The sequence below is a fragment of the Fibrobacter sp. UBA4309 genome, from assembly GCF_002395745.1.
Classification (GTDB): Bacteria; Fibrobacterota; Fibrobacteria; order Fibrobacterales; family Fibrobacteraceae; genus Fibrobacter.
Genome location: NZ_DGUN01000048.1, coordinates 1 through 20318, shown reverse-complemented (window position 1 = coordinate 20318; position 20318 = coordinate 1). Strand labels below are relative to the sequence as shown.

The 20318-nt window shown below is 56.4% G+C and carries 12 protein-coding genes and 1 pseudogene; all 13 read left to right on the top strand.

Annotation, left to right across the window (positions count from 1 at the left end):
* Positions 1-156: 156 nt before the first annotated feature.
* Complete coding sequence (locus B3M32_RS05955; RefSeq protein WP_290744192.1) at positions 157-6000, top strand: glycoside hydrolase family 9 protein; 5844 nt, start codon at positions 157-159, stop codon at positions 5998-6000.
* Between the two features lie 90 nt (positions 6001-6090).
* The gene (locus B3M32_RS05950) at positions 6091-8457 is read left to right on the top strand and encodes a sensor histidine kinase (RefSeq protein ID WP_290744191.1); all 2367 of its coding nucleotides are present in this window, start codon (positions 6091-6093) and stop codon (positions 8455-8457) included.
* 2 nt (positions 8458-8459) lie between these two features.
* Complete coding sequence (locus B3M32_RS05945) at positions 8460-8834, top strand: response regulator transcription factor (RefSeq protein WP_290744190.1); 375 nt, start codon at positions 8460-8462, stop codon at positions 8832-8834.
* An 11-nt stretch (positions 8835-8845) separates the two neighbouring features.
* A complete protein-coding gene (locus B3M32_RS05940) occupies positions 8846-10312 on the top strand; it encodes a sigma-54 dependent transcriptional regulator (RefSeq protein WP_290744189.1) in 1467 nt (488 codons plus the stop codon).
* On the top strand, positions 10312-11037 hold the full coding sequence (locus B3M32_RS05935) for a pseudouridine synthase (RefSeq protein WP_290744188.1): 726 nt from the start codon (positions 10312-10314) through the stop codon (positions 11035-11037). The genes B3M32_RS05940 and B3M32_RS05935 overlap by 1 nt, the downstream gene beginning before the upstream one ends.
* 86 nt (positions 11038-11123) lie before the next feature.
* A complete protein-coding gene (locus B3M32_RS05930) occupies positions 11124-11951 on the top strand; it encodes a metallophosphoesterase (RefSeq protein ID WP_290744187.1) in 828 nt (275 codons plus the stop codon).
* 18 nt (positions 11952-11969) lie between these two features.
* Positions 11970-12986, top strand: coding sequence for a quinolinate synthase NadA (gene nadA, locus B3M32_RS05925; protein WP_290744186.1), 1017 nt, complete (start codon positions 11970-11972; stop codon positions 12984-12986).
* A 12-nt stretch (positions 12987-12998) separates the two neighbouring features.
* The gene (locus tag B3M32_RS05920; protein ID WP_290744184.1) at positions 12999-13685 is read left to right on the top strand and encodes a hypothetical protein; all 687 of its coding nucleotides are present in this window, start codon (positions 12999-13001) and stop codon (positions 13683-13685) included.
* 39 nt (positions 13686-13724) lie between these two features.
* Positions 13725-14921, top strand: a complete 1197-nt coding sequence (locus B3M32_RS05915) for a DUF6588 family protein (RefSeq protein WP_290744183.1) — start codon at positions 13725-13727, stop codon at positions 14919-14921.
* Positions 14922-14970: 49 nt separating this feature from the next.
* Positions 14971-16503, top strand: coding sequence for a carbon starvation CstA family protein (locus tag B3M32_RS05910; RefSeq protein WP_290744182.1), 1533 nt, complete (start codon positions 14971-14973; stop codon positions 16501-16503).
* Between the two features lie 18 nt (positions 16504-16521).
* Entirely contained in the window at positions 16522-18663 is a 2142-nt protein-coding gene (locus B3M32_RS05905; protein ID WP_290744181.1) for an ATP-dependent RecD-like DNA helicase, read from the top strand.
* A 125-nt stretch (positions 18664-18788) separates the two neighbouring features.
* Positions 18789-19796: a hypothetical protein gene (locus B3M32_RS05900; protein WP_290744180.1), complete on the top strand. Its 1008-nt coding sequence runs from the start codon at positions 18789-18791 to the stop codon at positions 19794-19796.
* A gap of 134 nt (positions 19797-19930) precedes the next feature.
* Positions 19931-20318 (top strand): annotated as a pseudogene (locus B3M32_RS05895) (2,3-bisphosphoglycerate-independent phosphoglycerate mutase); the annotation flags it as partial.

Sequence of the window (20318 nt, the reverse complement as noted above, 5' to 3'; positions counted from 1 at the left end):
TTGAGGCGGACTTTTTCGTTGCAAGGTATTTATTTGCGATAAAAAAACTTGCATTTTGCTTATTCTCCGCCAAATCGGGAAAACTGCCTTGTCGCCCTTTAGGAATTTCGGGCCTTTTTATATATATTAAAGAAAAAATTACTCTAGAAAGACATTATGAAGAAATCCATTTTTGCAATGGTCCTTCTGGGACTATTTATTACGGACTACGCTTCTGCGGCGCTTCCGGTTATCGACCGTACCGACAAGACCCACAGCCGCCGTTACCTGGACTCCCTGAACGCCTACGCCAGGCGCCCGATCCGTATCAACCAGAGCGGGTTCCGCCCCCAGGACTACAAGTACGCCTACGTGGCCGATCCGGACGTCAACACCTTCAAGGTCATCGATGCCAACACGGGCCTGGAAGTTTCCGGTGGCGGCAACCTCACGCTCATCAAGAAGGGCGTCGTCAAGCCAAACATCTGGATTAACGGAGCGTTCAACTCCACCAGTGCCGTCTACGAGTTCGGCAACCAGGATTCCATCAGTAGGCAGACCGAAGACCTCTACCGCGCCGATTTCACGACCCTCAGCACCCAGGGCGAATACTACCTGGTCGTCGGGGCCGACACCTCGGCCACATTCCACGTGCACCCTTCCATCTACAACGCCATTCTCGAGAACTCCCTGCAGTTCTTCGGCATCCAGCGCTGCGGCAACACCAAGTCGCACTTCCACAAGGCCTGCCACCTGAAGGACGGTTCCAAGATTGGCCACGACCTCACCGGCGGCTGGCATGACTGCGGCGACCACTTCAAGGTTTCCGAAACGCTCGGCTACACGGCCTACGTGCTCTCGATGGTCTACCTCACCTACCAGAACAAGGCCGAGGACCGCTACGGGAACTCCTACGACGACACGGTATTTACCGACGGCATTCCCGATGTCCTTTACGAAGCCCATATCGGCACCGACTATATCCTCAAGCTCTACGAAGCCTCCAAGGCCGACGGCCTGCTCGACAAGGGCGACATGTACCATTCCGTCGGCGTTGACGAGAAGGACCACCAGTTCTGGGATGTTCCCGAAAAGCAGGACGCCCAGGACGAATCCAAGGGTGGCCCCGACCGCGTCGTGCTTACGGGCATCGGCTCCAACGTGGCCGGCATGTTCACCGCCGCACTCGCGAACGTTTCTGTCGGTTACAGGCCATTCGACCCTGCCTATTCCGACTCCCTGCTCACCGTGGCCAAGGACATCTATGCGAAAGTCCTGATGCCGAGCTTCATGAACTACGCCGTGGCCGGCAATAACGGCAAGAACACGAACTTCCCGGGATTCTACACCGGCGGCGGACCGCTCTACGACGACGGTGCCGCGGCGGCCCTCGCCCTGTGGTACGCGACCGGAGACACCACCTACCGCTACGACCTGTACAAGAACCCCGCCATAAACAACAACGAAAACAACTACCGTTTCAATCTTGAATATTTCAAGGGCGGATTCCTGGGCCATACGAGCGGGTTCACCCCCGGCGGCTGGGCATCCGACTACCAGAACATCCACTCGTACGTCCTGTTCGGATTCAAGAAGCTCATCCTCGAAAACGAAGCTTACGCCTACGACGTCTACGGGCTCACCCCGCTAGAAAGGGACTCCCTCGACATGCGCGTGATGGCCACCTTCAACAAGGTCATCAACGATGCCACGAACGACGGCGATTCGGTCGTCGTCCACAACCCGGGCACGACCGGCGATCCGCACGCCAGCGACACCTACCTGCACGCCATTTCTCCCTACAACCTCCTCTGGGTCAGCTTCGACTGGGGCGTCATCCGCTACAACCTGGGTACAGCCGTGGCCGTGTTCCTGATGTACGAACTCACCAAGGACGAACGCTACCTGAAGATTGCCCTCGACAACATGTACTACGCCCTGGGCGCCAACCCGTGGGATATCTCCCTGTTGATGGGCGCAGGCGACAAGAACCCGCAGCACCCGCACAACCGCGCCGCCAACCCCGACGGCTACAACGCCGGCGGAATGCCGTACCAGTACCGTTGCCCCAAGGGCGCTCTCATGGGTGGCCGCGAACCGACCAAGACCCTTATCGAAGACTGGAACAAGTACACCTCCACCGAAACCTGTATCGACTTCTCGGCCCAGTTCCTGTTCCCGGCACAGAGCCTCGCCGAAACCCTCCCCATCGATGCCGAAGGTCCGCTCTACAGCAACATTATCGGCACCCCCATCACGGAGACTTCTGCCGTCGTGAGCTGGGACGCCAACGAAGTGGCCCTGACCACGGTATTCTACAATACGACTCCCGACAAGTCCACCGCCAAGTCCGTAAAGCAGGACAAGGCCAGCAAGGGCGGCTCCGTCACCCTCGAAGGACTTGTAATGGGCCAGACCTACTACTTCTATCTCGAAGGCATGGACACGCAACGCAACATGTCGACCGACGACAACCACGGCCAGTGGTACACGTTCACGATGACCAACGTGAACACGACCATCAGCGGCGTGACGATTTGCCAGGTGGACCACAGGAGCGCGAAGATTTACTGGTGGAGCAGCGACCGCATGAACGGCATCGTGAACTACGGGAAATCTTCTGCACTGGGACAGACCCAGACAGCCGAAGGCGGAGCAGTGCTGTTCCACGAAGCGATCCTTACCGACTTGGCTCCGGGAACCACGTATTACTTCAGCGTTTCTTCGGGAGCCACTACCGACGACAACGGCGGAAGCTATTACAGCTTCACGACCGAAGCCCACGCCATCTACGCCGATCTCGACATATTCTTGAAGCCCAGTTCTTATGGCAGCGAAGCAAGTTGCAGCTCATGGGAAGATTGCAGTGCATTTATCTTGTCTATCGCAAACAACGACACCATGCCCTTTGAAGATTTTGAAATCCGCATGTACCTAAAGGACGCGAACCTGGCGGCCCTAGGGAACTCCCACCAGAACTTTGGGGGCGACGGACGAATGGGCAAGCCCATCCAAGTGAGCTTCGGCAGCGCACAGTCCGACGGCTTTGGCGGATATTATCTGCCAATCAACGTAAAGGGCGTTCTCGAAGTTTCCGGACAATTGATCATTCAAGTCATGATCCATGACTACAACCCCTCTGTAAAAACGGCAAAATACAGCGACCTCGTAGGTTCCTGGTCGCTCCGAGCACATACCGCAGAAGACGACCCCGAATACTTCGAGGGCATCGACTTGACTCAAGCTCCATACTTCAAAGGATCCGAAACCACCTTCCTTGAAATCAATTCAAAGGGAGAAAAGGTTGTCGCCTTTACGCGTGACCCCTATGTCGCCGTCTATTACCATGGCAAGCATATCTACGGCTACGGCCCCGACTACACGCCCGAAAGCGGACCGCAAGTCAGCCGCACCGTCTCGCTCGATTTCATAAGCCCGTTCGTCAGTCCGCACTACTCTGTCGAAAAAGTCGAAGCGCCCACATCTTACCAGGGTTCCAGCAAGGTGACGCCCTCCGGCCTTCTCGACGACTTCGAAATGAACGGCAATTCCGTTTTCAACCATACGCTGTACGATCCGCAGAACCGCAAGGACGCCTTCATATTCCAGTACGACTCCGTTCTTGCTTACGGCAACAACTACATGGAATGGGTCAGTTGGCACAACCACGGCGCCAACCTGAGCGGAAGCTACGATTGCGCCTGCGCCATCATGCGCACCAACGTGGAGATCGACACCATCACGATCCCGCCCGAAGAACGGTACCTGAAGTTTACTGTCGATCCGGTTACGGCATACACCGGCAAGAAGGCCGAAGTCCACGTGCAGCTTCTGGACAGCGCGTTCAACCCGATTACCGCGGAACGCATCACCATCCAGATCAGCTCCGAAAACGGGCTCGCCAAGTTCTACGCCACAAGCGACGCCACCGTATCTGGCGGCGACGGATTCAACGTCGACATCGTGAACGGCGAAGCCGTATTCTACGTAAGCGCCGACATGGCCATGGAAACGCAGATCTTTGCCGCCGGCCCGAACACGAGCAAGGTCCGCTACAACAACAACCCGGCAAAGCTCGTCATCCAGGATTTGCCGCCTTGGCCCATTATCGACTTCGCCAAGATGATTGACCAGGATTGCGACGGGAAACCCGACGCCATCAACATAACGCTTTCGAACGAATACATGGCCGATCAGCAGCAGTCGTTCAATTCCATCAAGTTCGTATACGGCAGCGACACGCTGACATCCACCACCGTGATTTCGCAGAACGGCAAGGAACTGGTTGTCGGCATCACGCCCCCGGACACGAACATCAACACGAGTCCTTCGGGCAGCATCACGCTTGTCAGCAACGTTGCCGGAGTCCAGCAGGCTTCTACGGATTTCTACCAGGACGGCATCGCTCCTTCGTTGCTTTCCATCTCGGTCCTGGAACGTCTCGATTCGGCGACATCCGACCGCGTCTACCTGCAGTTCAGCGAGCCCATCAAGGCTCCGGGACTGGACTGGCCCACAAGGCTCTTGCCCGCCGACCAGCCCATAGTCGTCAAGACGGCCAAGATCTATAACGACAGCCTGAACATCTGGGAATACGAAATCGATTTCGCTGCAGACGGAAGCTCCCTGATTACCGAAGGCATGAAGGTTCAGCTGCTTTCTACCAGCAACATCATGGACCTCGCCGGCAACGGGATTGGGGAATGCACACCGGCAGTTCTCCCCGTGCTCCTGAAGATCCGCCCGATTCCCATGGTCTACGCCAGCATTACCGACCCGAACGAAGACGGACTTGCCGACAACGTCAGCATCCAGTTCTCGCAGCCTGTAGACCAGAAGCACACCCCCGAAAAGATTTCCGTCATTTTCGGTAGCGCCGCACCGGAAACCCTCTGGGTCGACGGTTCTTCGCTGAGGTTTGACGATACGAAAAAGAACGGAACGCTCAGGCTGAATCCGGCATTCAAGCTCGGCAACACGAACGGCAACTACGACGGCGTCGTCAATGGCCGCAGCCTCGTGGGCGCGGGGCTTGTCATGCAGCACCTGGGAACGGGAGCTTCTTACGAAAGCAATTCTATCATTGCCGAAGACAAGGTCGGGCCGGTATTCGTATCCGCCTCTGTAGAAAACACCACCTTCAACACGTCGAACTATGTCCTGAGCGAACCCGTGTCCATAACGGATTCCTCCAGGATCATCTTCTTGCGCGAACGCGACAACCTCGCCGTAAGCAAGGCTAACGCCTACAGGTGGACCCTGAAGCCCTCGGCACTAAACGTCGTCGACACGGCGGCCGACTTTATCATGGACGGCGACCGCGTACGCCTCGCGCCCCTGGACCAGAGCGCGTTCATCGACCTGAGCGGCAACATGCCCGCCACGAACAACCCGTGGGTAACTGTCGGCGGCAGCGGCGATCCCAAGATTACGTTCAACGTCTACGTCCGCGACCATCTCTCCAGGGTCAATATCGACAGGGGAACAGCCACGCCGAACGATCCGACCATGGTGATGTACATCTTGAATCCGAACACGAACAAGCTGGACGCCATCGATTCCAAGACGGGCAAGGTTATCAAGCAGGGCATCGACACTACCCAGACTCCGCTCTCGGGCGCCGTATGGGTGTTCGACCTTACGGTCCCGCGCGGAAGCTCTACGAGCGAAGCCGCTGCCTGGAGCAAGCTCGAAATCAAGTACGACCTGCCCATCTACACCAACCTGGGCACGTTCGTCAACCGCCTTTCGGGAACTTACGAGGTGTTGCCCGACGATTACCTGTCTTCGACCGGCAAGGTCACGCTCTTTGTCGAATGGACCAACGTGACGAACGTCGGTGTCCGCGCCCAGAACGGCCGTGCCGTCGGAACCGGAGCCTACATCTTCAAGGCCGAGGTCAAGACGAAGTTCATCGCCAACACGGAAAAGGACGCCAGCACCCAGAGCCGTTTCAGCACCAGCGACTCCTACGACAAGACGAGGATATTCGGTATCAAGCGCCAGAAGAGCGCTCCCTAACCTAAATCATTCTAGAATGCACCCAGAAAACGCGAGCTTTTCGCGTTTTCTTTCTTTTTGTCCATTTTTTTTATAAGTTTCTTTGTAGATATGCAAGAAGCTCTCTTTTCAAGTTCGCCGACCGACCTTATCCTCTCGATTATCGGTCTTATACTTGCTTTGGCCTTCCCGCTCACGCTCGGGCAGAAGACCCGTGTCAAGCAGTTCCCGAAACCGCTTTACCAGCTTATCCTTATCCTCATTTTCTGGAACTTGATAAATATTGTCGGCAACGTCACGTTCGGTGCCACCAACAGCCCCTATGCGCATATCCTGTTCGGTCTGCAAGCCCTCACCTGGATCCAGACAGGCAACGCGGCCCGCCATATCGCACGCATCCGTTATGCTTCCAAGAGATCCCCCGTATCGGCCTTGAGGAACATCATCGGGTCAGCCGGCGTCATTGCCGCCACCGTCATGTTCTGCGTCGAACCCGAAACCATGAACCATACGTTCGGATTCCACGCCCTCGGCCTCGAACAGCATCCGGCTTTTGTCGTATACGGCCTGCTTTTCTTGCTGTTCGTCTTGCCCGACCTGCTCAAGGCATGCTACTCGCTGCTCAAATCCTGCCTGCAGACAAGCGACCAGAGCCTCCTGCAAATTTACGCCTACATGCTCGTCACGTTCCTCTTCTTTGTCCTGTTCTCCATTACGCTCGACTTTATCGTCCCGCTCGCTTGCAGGTTCCAGAACATGCGCGGGCCCGTACAATTCATGCAGTGGTACCAGTATACCTGCATTTTCCTCGCCATTCTTTGCGGGCAGTATTTCACTTCGGTTTCTTTCAAGAACAAGAGTTCCTGGTGGTTCCTGAACCAGTTTATCATCCACCTGGGCGACTGCATCATCTATTTCGATTCCAAGGGCAAGGTCCTCTACGCCAACCCGGCCTCGCGGCAGATTCTCCAGGCTAACGACGCCGAAATCGCGAACATGAATATCCAGCATATCTTGCCCGATATCGATATTCAGCACGAGGCCACCTACAACAACGTCAAGGTTCAGATCAAGAACGAGCTTCACACGTTCAACGTGGGCATATTCACCCTGAGGCAGTCCCTGACGACATCCATAAACGTATTGCTGCTCAGCGACCAGACGAACCTGCTGTTCTACCAGCAGAGAATCAAGACGCTCAACCGCCAGTTCACGGAATACAAGCAGGACCTGATTCGCTACCAGGAACGCCTGGACATTTCCGAAAAGAAATCCAAGGAAACCGAAAACATCAACGCCACCCTGATCAACGCGCTGCCCTTCCAATTCTGGTCCAAGAACGAGAACGGCGTCTACATGACGCAGAATCTGAAAGACATCACCATGCGCGGGAACCTGAACAAGACTACCGATGTTCCCAGCAAGATCAAGCCAGAGGAAAAGGCTGCCCGCAACGAAGGCCGCAGCAAGATTTTCACGACGTTCGAGGACACCGAACACAACGAAATTTCCGAAGAAGAGGCCAGCATCAACATCAAGAACGACAAGCAGGTCTTTGTCTACCAGAACCACTTTATTCCCATCATCGTCAACAGGCCTCCGTACAAGGTGATCGGCCTGAAAATTGACATGAGCGAAGAAAAGCGTCTCGAAAGAGAAAGGAACATGCTGCGCGAGCAGAAGATTATCCATTCGCGCCTAGAAGACCTGGGAACGGCCTGCGGCGCCTTTGCCCACGACTACAACAACCTGCTCGGCTCCCAGATCGGTTTCTGCCAGCTGGCCCAGGAACTGCTCAACACGGTCACGCCGAATATTACCGACAAGAAGATACAGCAGAACCTCACCAAGGCATCGAGCTTTGTAAGCGAAGCCACCACCGCGGCACAACGAGGCAAGCAGTCGCTGAACGTGTTGCTGGACACCGTCCGCGGCAAGACGGAAAGCAAGATTCCGAGTACCATATTCCCGCCCGCGACCATCGTCCGCGATGTTATAGACAAAGTAATCATCACCTTGCCGCCGAACATCCAGGTCGTCTCCAAGACCATGGACGAGACAATCGAAATCAAGGCGCAGGTGCCGTCGCTGGAACGCATCCTGAGCAACCTGGCGAACAACGCCATCTACGCGATGAAGGACAAGGGCGGCACACTGACGTTCGAGGTACAGCAGGAGACCCTCACCCACCAGCTCCTGACCCCCTACGCCCCACCGATTCCGAAGGGCGATTACGCAAAAATTTCCGTCTCGGACACCGGTACGGGAATCGACTCCGGGACGCTCGAGCGCATTTTTGCACCGTTTTTCACCACGAAAGCCCCTGGCGAAGGGCTCGGATTGGGGCTTTCAAGCGCCGTACGCCTGTTAAAAGAGGGAAATGCGTATTTCACCATACAAACTACTGTTGGCGAAGGCACGACATTTAATCTATATTGGAACATGTATAAAGAATCTATCAGCGAACACAAGGAGTGAGCATGTCCACGGTTCTTATCATTGATGACGACGAACAATTCAACCTGATGTTGAAGTCCGCCATGGAAATCAAAGGGTATGACGTAGAAACGGCTGTGAACGGCAAGGAAGCCAAGGCCCTTTATCAGAATAAGAAGTACGATGTGATTATCACCGACATCATCATGCCCGATGTCGACGGTTACGAAGTTATTTTGGACCTCCGCAGAATGGGAATGAGCGGCAGAACGATCGCCGTCAGCGGTGGCGGACGCACGGCCGCGGACGACTACCTGATTACGGCACAGCATTTCGATGTTGCCGCAACGTTCAACAAGCCTGTTGACCTCCAGGCGCTGCGAGCCAAGGTTGAGGAAATCATCCAGAACAATCCGTAACAGAGTTTCCTATGAAAATTCTGATCGCCGATTTGGATAAATCCTTTATCAGCGACATCCAGCGCTCCTGGTCCCTAGTCGACACGGAGCTTTTGGTCTGTAGCGACAGGGAATCCCTGATGTCCCTAGTCAAGAGCGATTCGATAGACCTCGCGTTTATCGAGGTTCCCTTCTTGACGCTAGAAAACATGGACATGGTGAGTTTCCTTAAAGAAAGGAATCCCGGCATCGAAATTTTCGTTCTCTGCGACAACAAGAACTGGCCCGGCGCGACAAGCGCCATCAACCGCGGGGCGAACAGCTTCTTGATGAAGCCGGTCTCCATAGACCAGCTCGAAAGCACCGCGCAGAAAATCCAGTCGCAGCAGCAGACCAAGAACACGCACCAGCTGATGGAATCGCAGGTGCTCGACAGCCTGCTCGGCGACACTCCTGAAATGAGGAAAATCCTCAAGAACGTCTACAAGATTGCCCCGACCACGAGTACCGTGCTCATCACGGGCGAATCCGGTTCGGGCAAGGAATTCCTCGCCAACGTCATCCACCGCTACAGCAAGCGTTCGGCCGAACCGTTTGTCGCGGTAAACTGCGGAGCCATTCCCGAGAACCTGGTAGAAAGCGAACTTTTCGGCGCGAAGAAAGGCTCCTTCACCGGCTCGACAGCCGACAAGAAGGGACTGTTCGAATCGGCAAACGGCGGTACGCTGTTCCTCGACGAAGTCGGCGAACTTTCGGCATCGACGCAGGTCAAGCTGTTGCGGTTCCTGCAGAATCATGAAATACGCCGCGTGGGTGAAACCGAGGCCCGTTACCTGGACGTACGCGTTATCGCCGCGACAAACCGCGACCTGCAGCAGGCAATGCACATGGGGACATTCCGCGAAGACCTCTACTACCGCCTGAACACGTTCCACCTGCACCTGCCGCCGCTCCGTGAGCGCAAGCCGGTCATCCCGACCCTTATCCGTTATTTTATTCTAAAGTACAAGGAAACTCACGGCAAGGAGATTCTGGACCTGGAACCGGCGGCACAGTACGCCCTGACCCGCTACCCGTACCCGGGCAATATCCGCGAACTGGAAAACATCGTGGAGCACGCCATCGTGCTTTCGGAAAACGGCATCATCCGCCTCGAAGACTTGCCCGAAGACGTGCAAGAAGAAGCACGCGAAAAGCAATTCGCCATTCCACACATGCCCCACGACGCGACAGCGCCCAAGGCTATCGAGACAGAGAGCACGGCAGCTCCCATCGCCCCGGCGTCCATCGTGGCAGCCAAGCCCGCAGCAGCGCAGGCCGAACCAGCCAGCGACGAGATCCTTTCTCTCGAAGAAATGGAACGCAGGCACATTCTGCATGCCCTGAGCGTATGCAAGGGCAACCAGACCGAAATTTGCGAGAAGCTGGGCATTAGCCGTTCTACCCTTTGGCGCAAGATAAAAGCCCTCAAAATCCAGATGGAAGGCGAAGAAAAGTAATGCGTATCAACAAGTTTATTTCACTCAGCGGTATCGCCAGCCGCCGTGCCGCCGATGCGCTTGTCGCAGAAGGCCGCGTACAAGTGAACGGCAAAACCGTCTCCGATCTCGGCCACCAGGTGGACGAAGATAAAGACGTCGTGACTGTCGACGGCAAGACCGCGAAGCTCCCGAAAAAGACCAAGGTCATCATGTTCCACAAGCCGGCCGGCTGCGTGTGCACCAAGGACGACCCGCAGGGCCGCCGCACCGTCTACGACTACCTGCCTCCCGGCTACCATACGTTCAAGTACGTTGGACGTCTGGACCTGCAGAGCCGCGGACTCCTACTGTTCACCGACGACGGCGAACTGCTGCACCGCCTAACGCACCCGAGCTACGAAATCCCGCGCAGCTACTACGTCTGGACAACGAAACCGCTCAGCGAAGCCGCAGCGCAGCGCCTGGTAGACGGCGTGGACATCCGCGACCCCGAAGATCCGGAAGCCCAGGAAGAAATCGCCTTCGCGACCGACGTGTACCTTGAAAACGGATTCGCCGAGCTCGTGCTCATCGAAGGCAAAAACCGCGAAATCCGCCGCATGATGCGCGCCATCGGCTACGAAATCCGCGACCTCAAGCGCGTGAGCTACTGCAAACTGCAGCTGGGAGACCTGCCCGCCGGAGAATTCCGCGAACTCACCGCCGACGAGATGAACAAATTGCGCCAAGCGGTACATCTTTAGACGAAAGACGATAGACGATAGACGAAAGATAGGTGTATGCATTTATCCATCATCCATCATCAATTATCCATTATCAATTATAAACCATGTCCAGGACTCTTTACATAGGTGACGTACACGGCTGTGCCGACGAACTCGAGCGCATTATAGACGCGTTCGGATTCGTGCGCGGCAGCGATACGCTATACCAGACCGGCGACATCATCAACAAGGGTCCGGATATGTGGCGCGCCATGCAGATCGTGAAGGAATGCGGTATTTTGACCGTACGCGGCAACCACGAAGAGCACCTCATCCGCATGATGGAAACTCCCGAGGACTGCTGGAACGAAAAGCAGAAGAAGCGTTTCAAGGCGCTCCCGCTGGAACAGTGGCAGTCCATCCGCGACACCGTAAAAGAGTGGCCGCTGTGGCGCGACACGCCGCACGCGCTCCTGGTGCACGCCGGACTCGAACCGGGCAAGGCAAGGCTCGAGGATATGAGTCCCGAAGTGCTGCTCTCCATCCGCAAGTGGAATGACGTTCCGTGGTACAAGCTGGTAAAATGGCCGAAGACCGTCGTATTCGGGCACTGGGCCAAGAAAGGTTTCGTGAACATTCCCGGATTCATCGGGCTCGACTCGGGCTGCGTCTACGGCAAGTGCCTTACCGCCTGGTGCCCTGAAGAAGACCGCTTTTACGAGATTCCCGCCGCACGCGAATACACGCCCGTCAAGGACAAGGCCAAAGAATCCGAGATGGCCCCCTGCAAGGTGCTGGGAGACAACTCCCCCGAAAGCGTTCCGCCAAAAACATTCGACGAAATCAAGTCCCGGATTCAAAGCGGCGACATCACCCCCGCGCACAATTCCGCCGAAGACGAAACCATCCGCAAGGCAAGCCCGTCCATCAGCGCCGAATGGGCAGGATATTAATTTTCTATCTTTCACACCATGACAATCGACGAACTTTACAAGCGCCTGAGCTCCATCCACCCCGGAGCCGTTCTCTGCACGTACACCAAGGAAAAGGTGGAGCAGATGCTCCCGCTGATCAACGAAATCAACGAGCGCAAAAAAGACCAGGACACGGTCATCCTCGCGCACAGCTACGTGGCACCCGAAATCGTCCTGGGCGTTGCCGACTACACCGGCGACAGCTTCAAGCTGAGCGAAGACGCCACCAAGGTCACGCAGAAAACCATCCTGTTCTCTGCGGTGCGCTTCATGGGCGAAACGGCCAAGATCCTGAATCCCGAAAAGGACGTATTGATTCCCGGACCGCTCACCGGCTGCAGCCTCGCCGACTCCATCACGGGCGAACAGGTGCGCAAGCTCCGCGAACAGCATCCGGACTACACGTTCGTCTGCTACATCAACACGACCGCCGCCGTCAAGGCTGCCTGCGACGTGTGCGTCACGAGCGGCAACGTGATGAAGATTGTCGAAAGCCTCCCGACGGACAAGATTTGCTTCGTCCCGGACAAGCTCATGGGCGAAAACATCAAGAGCGAGATGGAAAAGCGCGGCGTCAAGAAAGATTTCATCCTTCACGACGGATGCTGCTACGTCCACGAGACTTACGATTCCGACCTCATCAACTTCTTCAGGAGCCAGAACCCGGGACTCAAGGTGGTGAGCCACCCCGAATGCCATCCCGGCGTCGCCCTCCTGAGCGACTACGTCGGCAGCACCGGCCAGATGGTCAAATACATCGGCGAACAGCCGAAGGGCTCCAAGTTCCTGCTCCTCACGGAATGCGGACTCAACGCACGCATGCACTACGAGCATCCCGACATGGAATTCATCGGCAGCTGCAGCATGTGCAAGTACATGAAGTCCAACTCCCTCGAGAACATCCTCGAGACGCTGCGCCACCCCGAAAAGGCGGAACACGTCGATATCGACGAGCCGACCCGCGTTGCCGCCAAAAAGTGCATCGACGCGATGTTCCACTACGCGAACCTCTAGGCCGCAAGAACCATGACGAAGTTCCTGAAAAGCCTTCTCGCATTCGCGCTGTTCATGACCGCGGCACCTGCATTCGCCTATGACCACATCCAGTACGATGACAGCTACTGGCCGCGTTCCTACTACGTGAACGCCGCTTTCGGAACGTTCTTTACCTGGGGCGATGTCAACGAAAGGCCTATCTCCGTTACGGATTCCCTCGATAACAAGCACAAGGTCTACACACCCGACATGTTCTTCTTCCCGTCGCCCGAAATCTCGCTCGGTGCGAACATCCGCTGCTTTTCGCTTAATGCGAATTTCCAGTACTGGGAAACATCGCAGGAGCTTGTCGGCATTGACGAAACCGAAAACGCGACCATCTGGCGCGTCGGCTTTGAATTCATTTACAACTTGTTCTGGCCCGAAGATTTCCAGGTCGGCATTGGCATCGGCTACTCCTACACTAGCCTTACCGCCGAAAACTCCGCCTTTATCGGGGAAAAGGTACAGAATTCGCACCTGATGGGCTCCGGTGTCTCGCTGGTCACCAACGTCCATTACTACATTACAGATAATTTTGCAATTGTCCCGGCCGTCAAGTTCTACGAAAACTGGTTCAAGTTCGTAAACGCCAAGGCCACGGGCACTCTCGACCTGGATCCCTTCCTCTGGCAGACCTACGTTTACGCCTCGGTGGGACTTCAGTACCAGTTCTAGTATAGCCGAGTTCCCTTCAAAATTCTATCTTTGCGGGCCATGAAAGAGCTAGCAAAGTTTTCGTTTGCCCTTTTACTGGGCGCTACCGTTTTAGCCAACGCCTGGGATAGCGATGGTTGGGCTTCTACCTACGAATCGATGGCGGCATTTGAAAACCGCCCTGACGGAGACCCCGAGCTGTTCAACCGCCCGGGCTACGTAAAGCCTATCATCGACAACCTGGGTAACGTGCTGAACAGCAACTGGTTCGCTAGCGCGACGGTCGGCGGACCTCTCGGATTCGAAGTGGGCATTCCCATCTCGCTCATCTTCCTTGGCGACGACGACAAGACCTTCAACGAATTCGGCATGAGCTCCCCCACCATTTTCGGCGGGCATGCCGACATGACCCAGCCGCCCCAAGTCCTGGCCGAAGGCCCGCTGGTTTACGGCAACAAGACTCTCAGCAACTTGAGCGTCTTCACGTATCCGTATCTGCAGACGGCCCTAAGCTACTACCATGCACGTCTCGTGCTCCGCGGCATGTTCCTCCCGTCTATCAGCGAACTGCAAAAATTCAACCTGTTCGGCGTCGGCGCCCAGTACAGTTTCGGTCACCTGTTCCAGTACATGTTGCCTCCGGCGGCACAGCCTCTCGACGTGAGCGTCGTGCTGGGCTACAGCACTAGTGGCATCAGCTACCAGCCCGAAGATTACAGCGGTTCGCTCGACCTCGACATTTCTGCGTTCACGTTCGATATTGTCATCGGCTACAAGCCTGTCTACTTCTTCGAAGTCATGATGACTCTCGGCTACCAGTACGCGAACATGAAGGCATCAGGCCTACTGACCTGCCTCGAGAAAGAAATCGGCGGCGCCCCGTCGGCACACTACGGCGAAGTCATTACCCCGAACATCTCGGTCAACGGCAACAACGGCTTTAAATTCGGACTCGAGGTGGCGTTCTCGCTTGGATCTTCGTTCCATCCGGTCGTCGGCTTCGATTACGCCGGCAAGTCCAGCTTCACGACAAACATCCTGTACTTCAAGCAGCAATTCGGCGACGACAAGACTCCCGACGAAATCGCGAAGGAGAAGGGCTATGTCCGCGGCGCCAAGAAAGAAAAGGCCGAGGAACCGGATGCCGCGGGCGATTCCGGCGAATCTCCGGAATCCGGAGAAGCCGCTGCCGACGAAAGCGCCGCTTCAGAAGCTCCCTCCGACGACGCCGAAGAAGAAGACGACTACGAAGAATAGCGAGTTTTTTTAGATTATAATAGTCAAATAACTACAAAGAAGGCATAACATGATTACATTCCTTATCGGTGTTGCCATCCTTATCGGAGGCTACTTCACTTACGGAAAGTTTGTCGAACATGTCTTCGGCCCTGACGACCGCAAGACTCCGGCACTCGCCAACCCGGACGGCGTGGACCGCGTGCCCATGAAGCACTGGAAGAACATGCTCATCCAGCTTCTGAACATTGCGGGTATCGGGCCTGTCATCGGCGTGATTCTCGGCATCAAGTTCGGAGCCATCGTGTTCATCATCCTCCCGCTGGGTAACGTATTGGGCGGTGCGGTGCACGACTACTTCAGCGGCATGATCAGCATGCGCAACAACGGCTACAACGTGCCGGCACTTTCGCGCAAGTTCCTGGGCAAGGGCCCCTCGAAGGTGGTGATGGCGCTCATTTCCATCGCGCTCATCCTCGTGGGTGCTGTATTCACTAACACGCCGGCGCAGCTCATCAACACGCCCATCATCGCGGGCTCCGCAGTCTCCCCCACGCTCTTCTGGGTAGCGGTCGGCGTGATTTTCGCCTACTACTTCGCAAGCACATTCTTCCCCATCGACAAGATTATCGGCCGCATCTACCCGATTTTCGGCGGCTTGCTCATTCTCGCCTCCCTCGGAATCATGATCGGCATCGCTCCGCACCTGAACGTGCTTGACGAATTCAACCTGTGCGACATCGCTTCGAACTTCAACCAGCATCCGGCACACCAGCCCATTATCCCGATGCTCTTCGTGACGATTGCCTGCGGCATCATCAGCGGTTTCCATAGCACGCAGAGCCCGCTCGTGGCCCGCACCGAAGTGACCGAGAAGACTGGCCGCCAGACGTTCTACGGCATGATGATTATCGAAGGCCTCATCGGCATGATCTGGGCCGCGGGCGGCATGTTCATCTACCACATGCAACCCGAACTCATGGCGGCAGGCGGCGTGAAGGTATTGAGCGTACTCGTCTCCACCGTCATCCCGTTCGCCCCGATTTCCATCCTCGTGGTGGTGGGTGTCATCATCCTCGCGATTACGAGCGGCGACACGAGCCTGCGTAGCCTTCGCCTCACGATTTCGGAACTCTTCGGCATCGACCAGACCGACCCGAAGAAGCGCCTGCTCCTCACCGTGCCGATGTTCGCCATCTGCCTCGTGATTATCTTCTGGAGCAACCTGAACCCGCAGGGCTTCAATATCCTGTGGAACTACTTCAGCTGGAGCAACCAGCTCATGGCCGTGTGCAGCCTGTGCGTAGCAACAGTTTACCTCCGCAGCAAAAAGAAGAACTACGTGATTGCGCTTATCCCGTGCATGTTCATGGCGTTCATCTGCTTCGATTACATCCTGTGGGTGAGCCCCGAGAACCTGAAGGGCGCCCCGCTCGGATTCGGGCTTGACTACAAGACTGCCCTCGTGCTCGCTATCGAGAATGCGGCCATCCTCGGCGTCGTCCTCTGCCGCCGCGGCAAGACGCTCGCCTCCAGGAAGGAATTCGACCCGGATAAATGGGATCCTGAAATCGACAAGAAACACGACTACACACCGGACTAAGGAGAACAAGCCTACCGGATGCAGCTCGAAGGAACCATCAAGAGCGTCACCTTCCACAGCCCGGACAACGGATTCACCGTATTCCGGGTAAACGTGAAGGACGAAAAAGCCCCCGTTATCGTGACGGGGACTTTTCCCGATTTAAGGCCGGGCGAAAAGCTCAAGATGGACGGCGACTGGGGAATCCATCCCAAGTACGGCAGGCAGTTCAAATGCACGTCGTTCACCATCGCCGCGACGGGGAACGAGAACATCGCGGAATACCTGGCCTCCGGCCTGTTCAAGGGAATCGGCCCCAAGACTGCCGCAGCCATAGTGAAAGTTTTTGGCGAAGACACCGCCGACATCCTCGACAACCATCCGGACATTTTCCGCAAGGCAAAAATCAAGGGGTTTACCGCCAAGAAAGTCGAAACCTTCCTCGCCGCATGGCAGCTGAACCGCCACAGCAGGGAAACACTGCTGTTCCTCTACGAGCACGGCATCGCCGGCAGCATCGCCAAGAAGCTCTGGACGCAATACGGCACCGACACGATTGCCGCCATCCGCAACAACCCCTACATGCTCTGCGAAGAAGTCTGGGGAATCGGCTTTGCAAAGGCCGACGAGATTGCGATGAAGGTCGGATTCCCCAAGGAAAGCCCGATGAGGCTCCAGGCCGCGCTCCTGTATGTGCTCCAGGAATCCAGCTTTAACGAGGGCCACGTCTTTTTGCCCAGGAACCTGCTGCTCGAAAAGACAATCCGTCTGTTGCGGCTGATGCCCGATGACGACGACGGGATCAACGCCCTTCTGCAGGAATTCGAACGCCTGTGCAGCAAGGACCGTATCCGCCGCATAGACGACGACTGCTTTTACCCGTCGCTTTTCCGTGCGGAACAGAACATCGCCGACAGCATCCTTTACCGCCTGGCGGGCAACGCCCTCCCGACATCCGGATTCGAGCGGGACCTCGCCGAATGGGAACGCGAGCACAAGTTCGCCTTCGACCCCATCCAGCGCAAGGCCATCGAGATGGCACTTGCCTACCGCATATCCATCATCACGGGAGGCCCCGGCACCGGCAAGACGACCATTCTCAAGGGAATCCTCCACCTTGCGCAAAAGATGGACGAAAGCGTATTCCTCGCCGCCCCCACGGGCCGCGCGGCAAAGCGCATGGGCGACCTCTGCGGCATCCCCGCGCGCACCATCCACCGCATGCTCGAAATGGATCCCGTCACAAAAAAGTTCAACCACAACGCCGAAAACAAGCTCCACTGCGACGTGCTTATCGTCGACGAGTTCAGCATGGTCGACACCTGGCTTGCGGCTGCGCTTTTCGAGGCCATCCCCGCGCGTACGCGCATCGTCCTGGTCGGGGACGCCGACCAGTTGCCGAGCGTGGGTCCGGGCAACGTGCTGAACGACCTTATCCGCTGTCCCAAGATTCCCACGACGCGGCTGCAGCACATATTCAGGCAGGCGGGCGACAACGATATCGCCGACAGGGCCGCCAAAATCAACGGGGGTATCCTCCCGTCGCCTATCGAGGGAACGAACTTCCACTTTGTCCCCTTCGAGACTCCCGACGAGGCCAAACTGATTCTCCGCGACCTCCTGGACAAGGGCGTCCGCAACAAGATGGATATCGACCAGAAGGCGGAACTGCAGGTACTCACGCCCATGCGCAAGGGGCCTCTCGGCACGTTCGAGCTGAACCCGTTCCTGCAGAACATCCTGAACCCGGAAAAGACCCGCCACCGGCTCGGCGGCGCCATGTGGAGCGACGGCGACAAGGTCATGCAGATCAAGAACAACTACGACAAGAACGTCTTCAACGGCGATGTCGGGATTATCTTCAGGGTCCACAAGGACTCCGAGAAGATCACCGTCTTTTACGACGACAAGACCGTGGAATACGAAGGCGACGAACTGGAACAGCTGACCCTCGCCTACGCAAGCACCATCCACAAGAGCCAGGGAAGCGAGTACCCGGCCGTCATCGTGATACTCGACGCGAGCCATTACGTGATGCTCCAGAGGAACCTCATCTACACCGCCATCACGCGAGCAAAGGGCCATGTGTGGGTACTTTCGGCACCCGGCGCACTGGCCACGGCGGTCCGCACCAACCGCGGAATCAGGCGTTTTACCCGCCTTACCGAACGCCTATCCTAGAATTAAGGCAAAAAAGCGTATTTTAAAGCATATTTTTGCCACTTCCCCATAATTTTACGTACCCGGAGCACCCTTTTTTTCTTTTTTTGTGTATTTTTCTATGGGTTAATATCAGAGGTACAACAATGAACTTTAAAAAGATTCTACTCAGCTCAGCGATTGCTGTTTCCACTTTTGGTCTTGTAGCTTGCGGAGGCGACTCCAGCAGCAATGCAGATCCTACACCGACGTCGAGCGAATCCAAGCCGGGCGAAGTCATCAAGCTTCCCGAAGCTTCTTCCCTTAATCCGGTTGTTTTCGGCAGCATCGGCCTTACGCAGATGTCCGGTGCCGTCGCCGGCTCCCAGAAAATCGCCCTCAGCGGCCTTATCAAGCTCGATCCGGACTTCGAAAACACAGAAGTTCCGTACACCCCCTATGCGGAAACCCACATTGACAGCGTGAAGTTCGCCGTCGGCCACAACGTCAACGGACAGATTATCCAGGAAGCAGTCACCATCCCGGTCAGCGTGGCCTCCGATAGGATTTCCCTTTCCGGCAACTCCTTCGAGACTTCCGAGTTGAGCGCATGCGGCAGCTTCAGCCTGTACATCACCGTCTACAGCAGCACTACGGAAGAAGGCCTCCAGACCTCTACGTACGTCAGCGTTTTCGGTGACGAACCCGACGAAATGGCCGCCGGCTCGTTCATCCGCGCCGAAACGGAATGCCAGGCCGCCCCGATCGTAAGCTCTTCTTCCGAAGTCGTCCAGACCTGCACTCAGGCTGTCGCCCACGAAATCAAGCTTTCGAACAGCCTCGGTAGCGACCAGTACGCCGTCAACTTCGCCACGGGTACAGCCGACGCCCCGCACATCACCATCACCTTCAAGGATGGCGGTGCCTATGCGACTGCCGGCGCAGGAGTCACCCTCGTCGAAGACAACTACACGCAGGTCAACGGTTTGCTCCCGACCGGCCCGGTTTGCCTCGAATCCTTCCAGCCATCCAGCAACGCGATTGATGGCGAACTCGCGAACGGCACCTGGATCGACGCCGTGGATGCCACCGGTAAGGTCTATCCGTTCATGGTCGGCAAGACCATGATGGAAAGCGACTCCAAGGGCTATATCATCATCACCTACTTCCAGTAATCGGAAACGAAGGTCTTTTTGAATCCCTCCCCCTCGGGAGGGCTTTTTTTATGCCCCCTGTCATCCCCGCGAAGGCGGGGATCTCCTTTATTAATTTCTATCTTTGCGCCGTAAACATCAATACGGAGTAAACTATGCTCAAGAAGCTTTCCAATTTCCCCGGCATCAAGGGACCGGTCGTAACCATCGTGATGGACGGTTTTGGTATCACCGATAAGGTCGAAGGCAACGCCATCAAGGCCGCCCGCACCCCGACTCTCGACAACCTCTTCAAGATGTACCCGAACGTGCTCCTGAAGGCTCACGGACGCGCCGTGGGTATGCCGACCAACGAAGACATGGGTAACTCCGAAGTGGGCCACAATGCCATCGGTGCCGGCCAGGTGTACAACCAGGGTGCCGCCCTCGTGCAGGACGCAATCGTCTCCGGCGACATCTTCGGCCGCGACGCCTGGAAGGAAATTGCCGCGAACGTGCGTGACCACGGTTCCGTGCTTCACTTCATCGGCCTCTTCAGCGACG

Coding starts and splice junctions, on each gene's coding strand:
- B3M32_RS05955 (WP_290744192.1), top strand. CDS start 157: ATGAAGAAATCCATTTTTGCAATGGTCCTTCTGGGACTATTTATTACG.
- B3M32_RS05950 (WP_290744191.1), top strand. CDS start 6,091: ATGCAAGAAGCTCTCTTTTCAAGTTCGCCGACCGACCTTATCCTCTCG.
- B3M32_RS05945 (WP_290744190.1), top strand. CDS start 8,460: ATGTCCACGGTTCTTATCATTGATGACGACGAACAATTCAACCTGATG.
- B3M32_RS05940 (WP_290744189.1), top strand. CDS start 8,846: ATGAAAATTCTGATCGCCGATTTGGATAAATCCTTTATCAGCGACATC.
- B3M32_RS05935 (WP_290744188.1), top strand. CDS start 10,312: ATGCGTATCAACAAGTTTATTTCACTCAGCGGTATCGCCAGCCGCCGT.
- B3M32_RS05930 (WP_290744187.1), top strand. CDS start 11,124: ATGTCCAGGACTCTTTACATAGGTGACGTACACGGCTGTGCCGACGAA.
- nadA (WP_290744186.1), top strand. CDS start 11,970: ATGACAATCGACGAACTTTACAAGCGCCTGAGCTCCATCCACCCCGGA.
- B3M32_RS05920 (WP_290744184.1), top strand. CDS start 12,999: ATGACGAAGTTCCTGAAAAGCCTTCTCGCATTCGCGCTGTTCATGACC.
- B3M32_RS05915 (WP_290744183.1), top strand. CDS start 13,725: ATGAAAGAGCTAGCAAAGTTTTCGTTTGCCCTTTTACTGGGCGCTACC.
- B3M32_RS05910 (WP_290744182.1), top strand. CDS start 14,971: ATGATTACATTCCTTATCGGTGTTGCCATCCTTATCGGAGGCTACTTC.
- B3M32_RS05905 (WP_290744181.1), top strand. CDS start 16,522: ATGCAGCTCGAAGGAACCATCAAGAGCGTCACCTTCCACAGCCCGGAC.
- B3M32_RS05900 (WP_290744180.1), top strand. CDS start 18,789: ATGAACTTTAAAAAGATTCTACTCAGCTCAGCGATTGCTGTTTCCACT.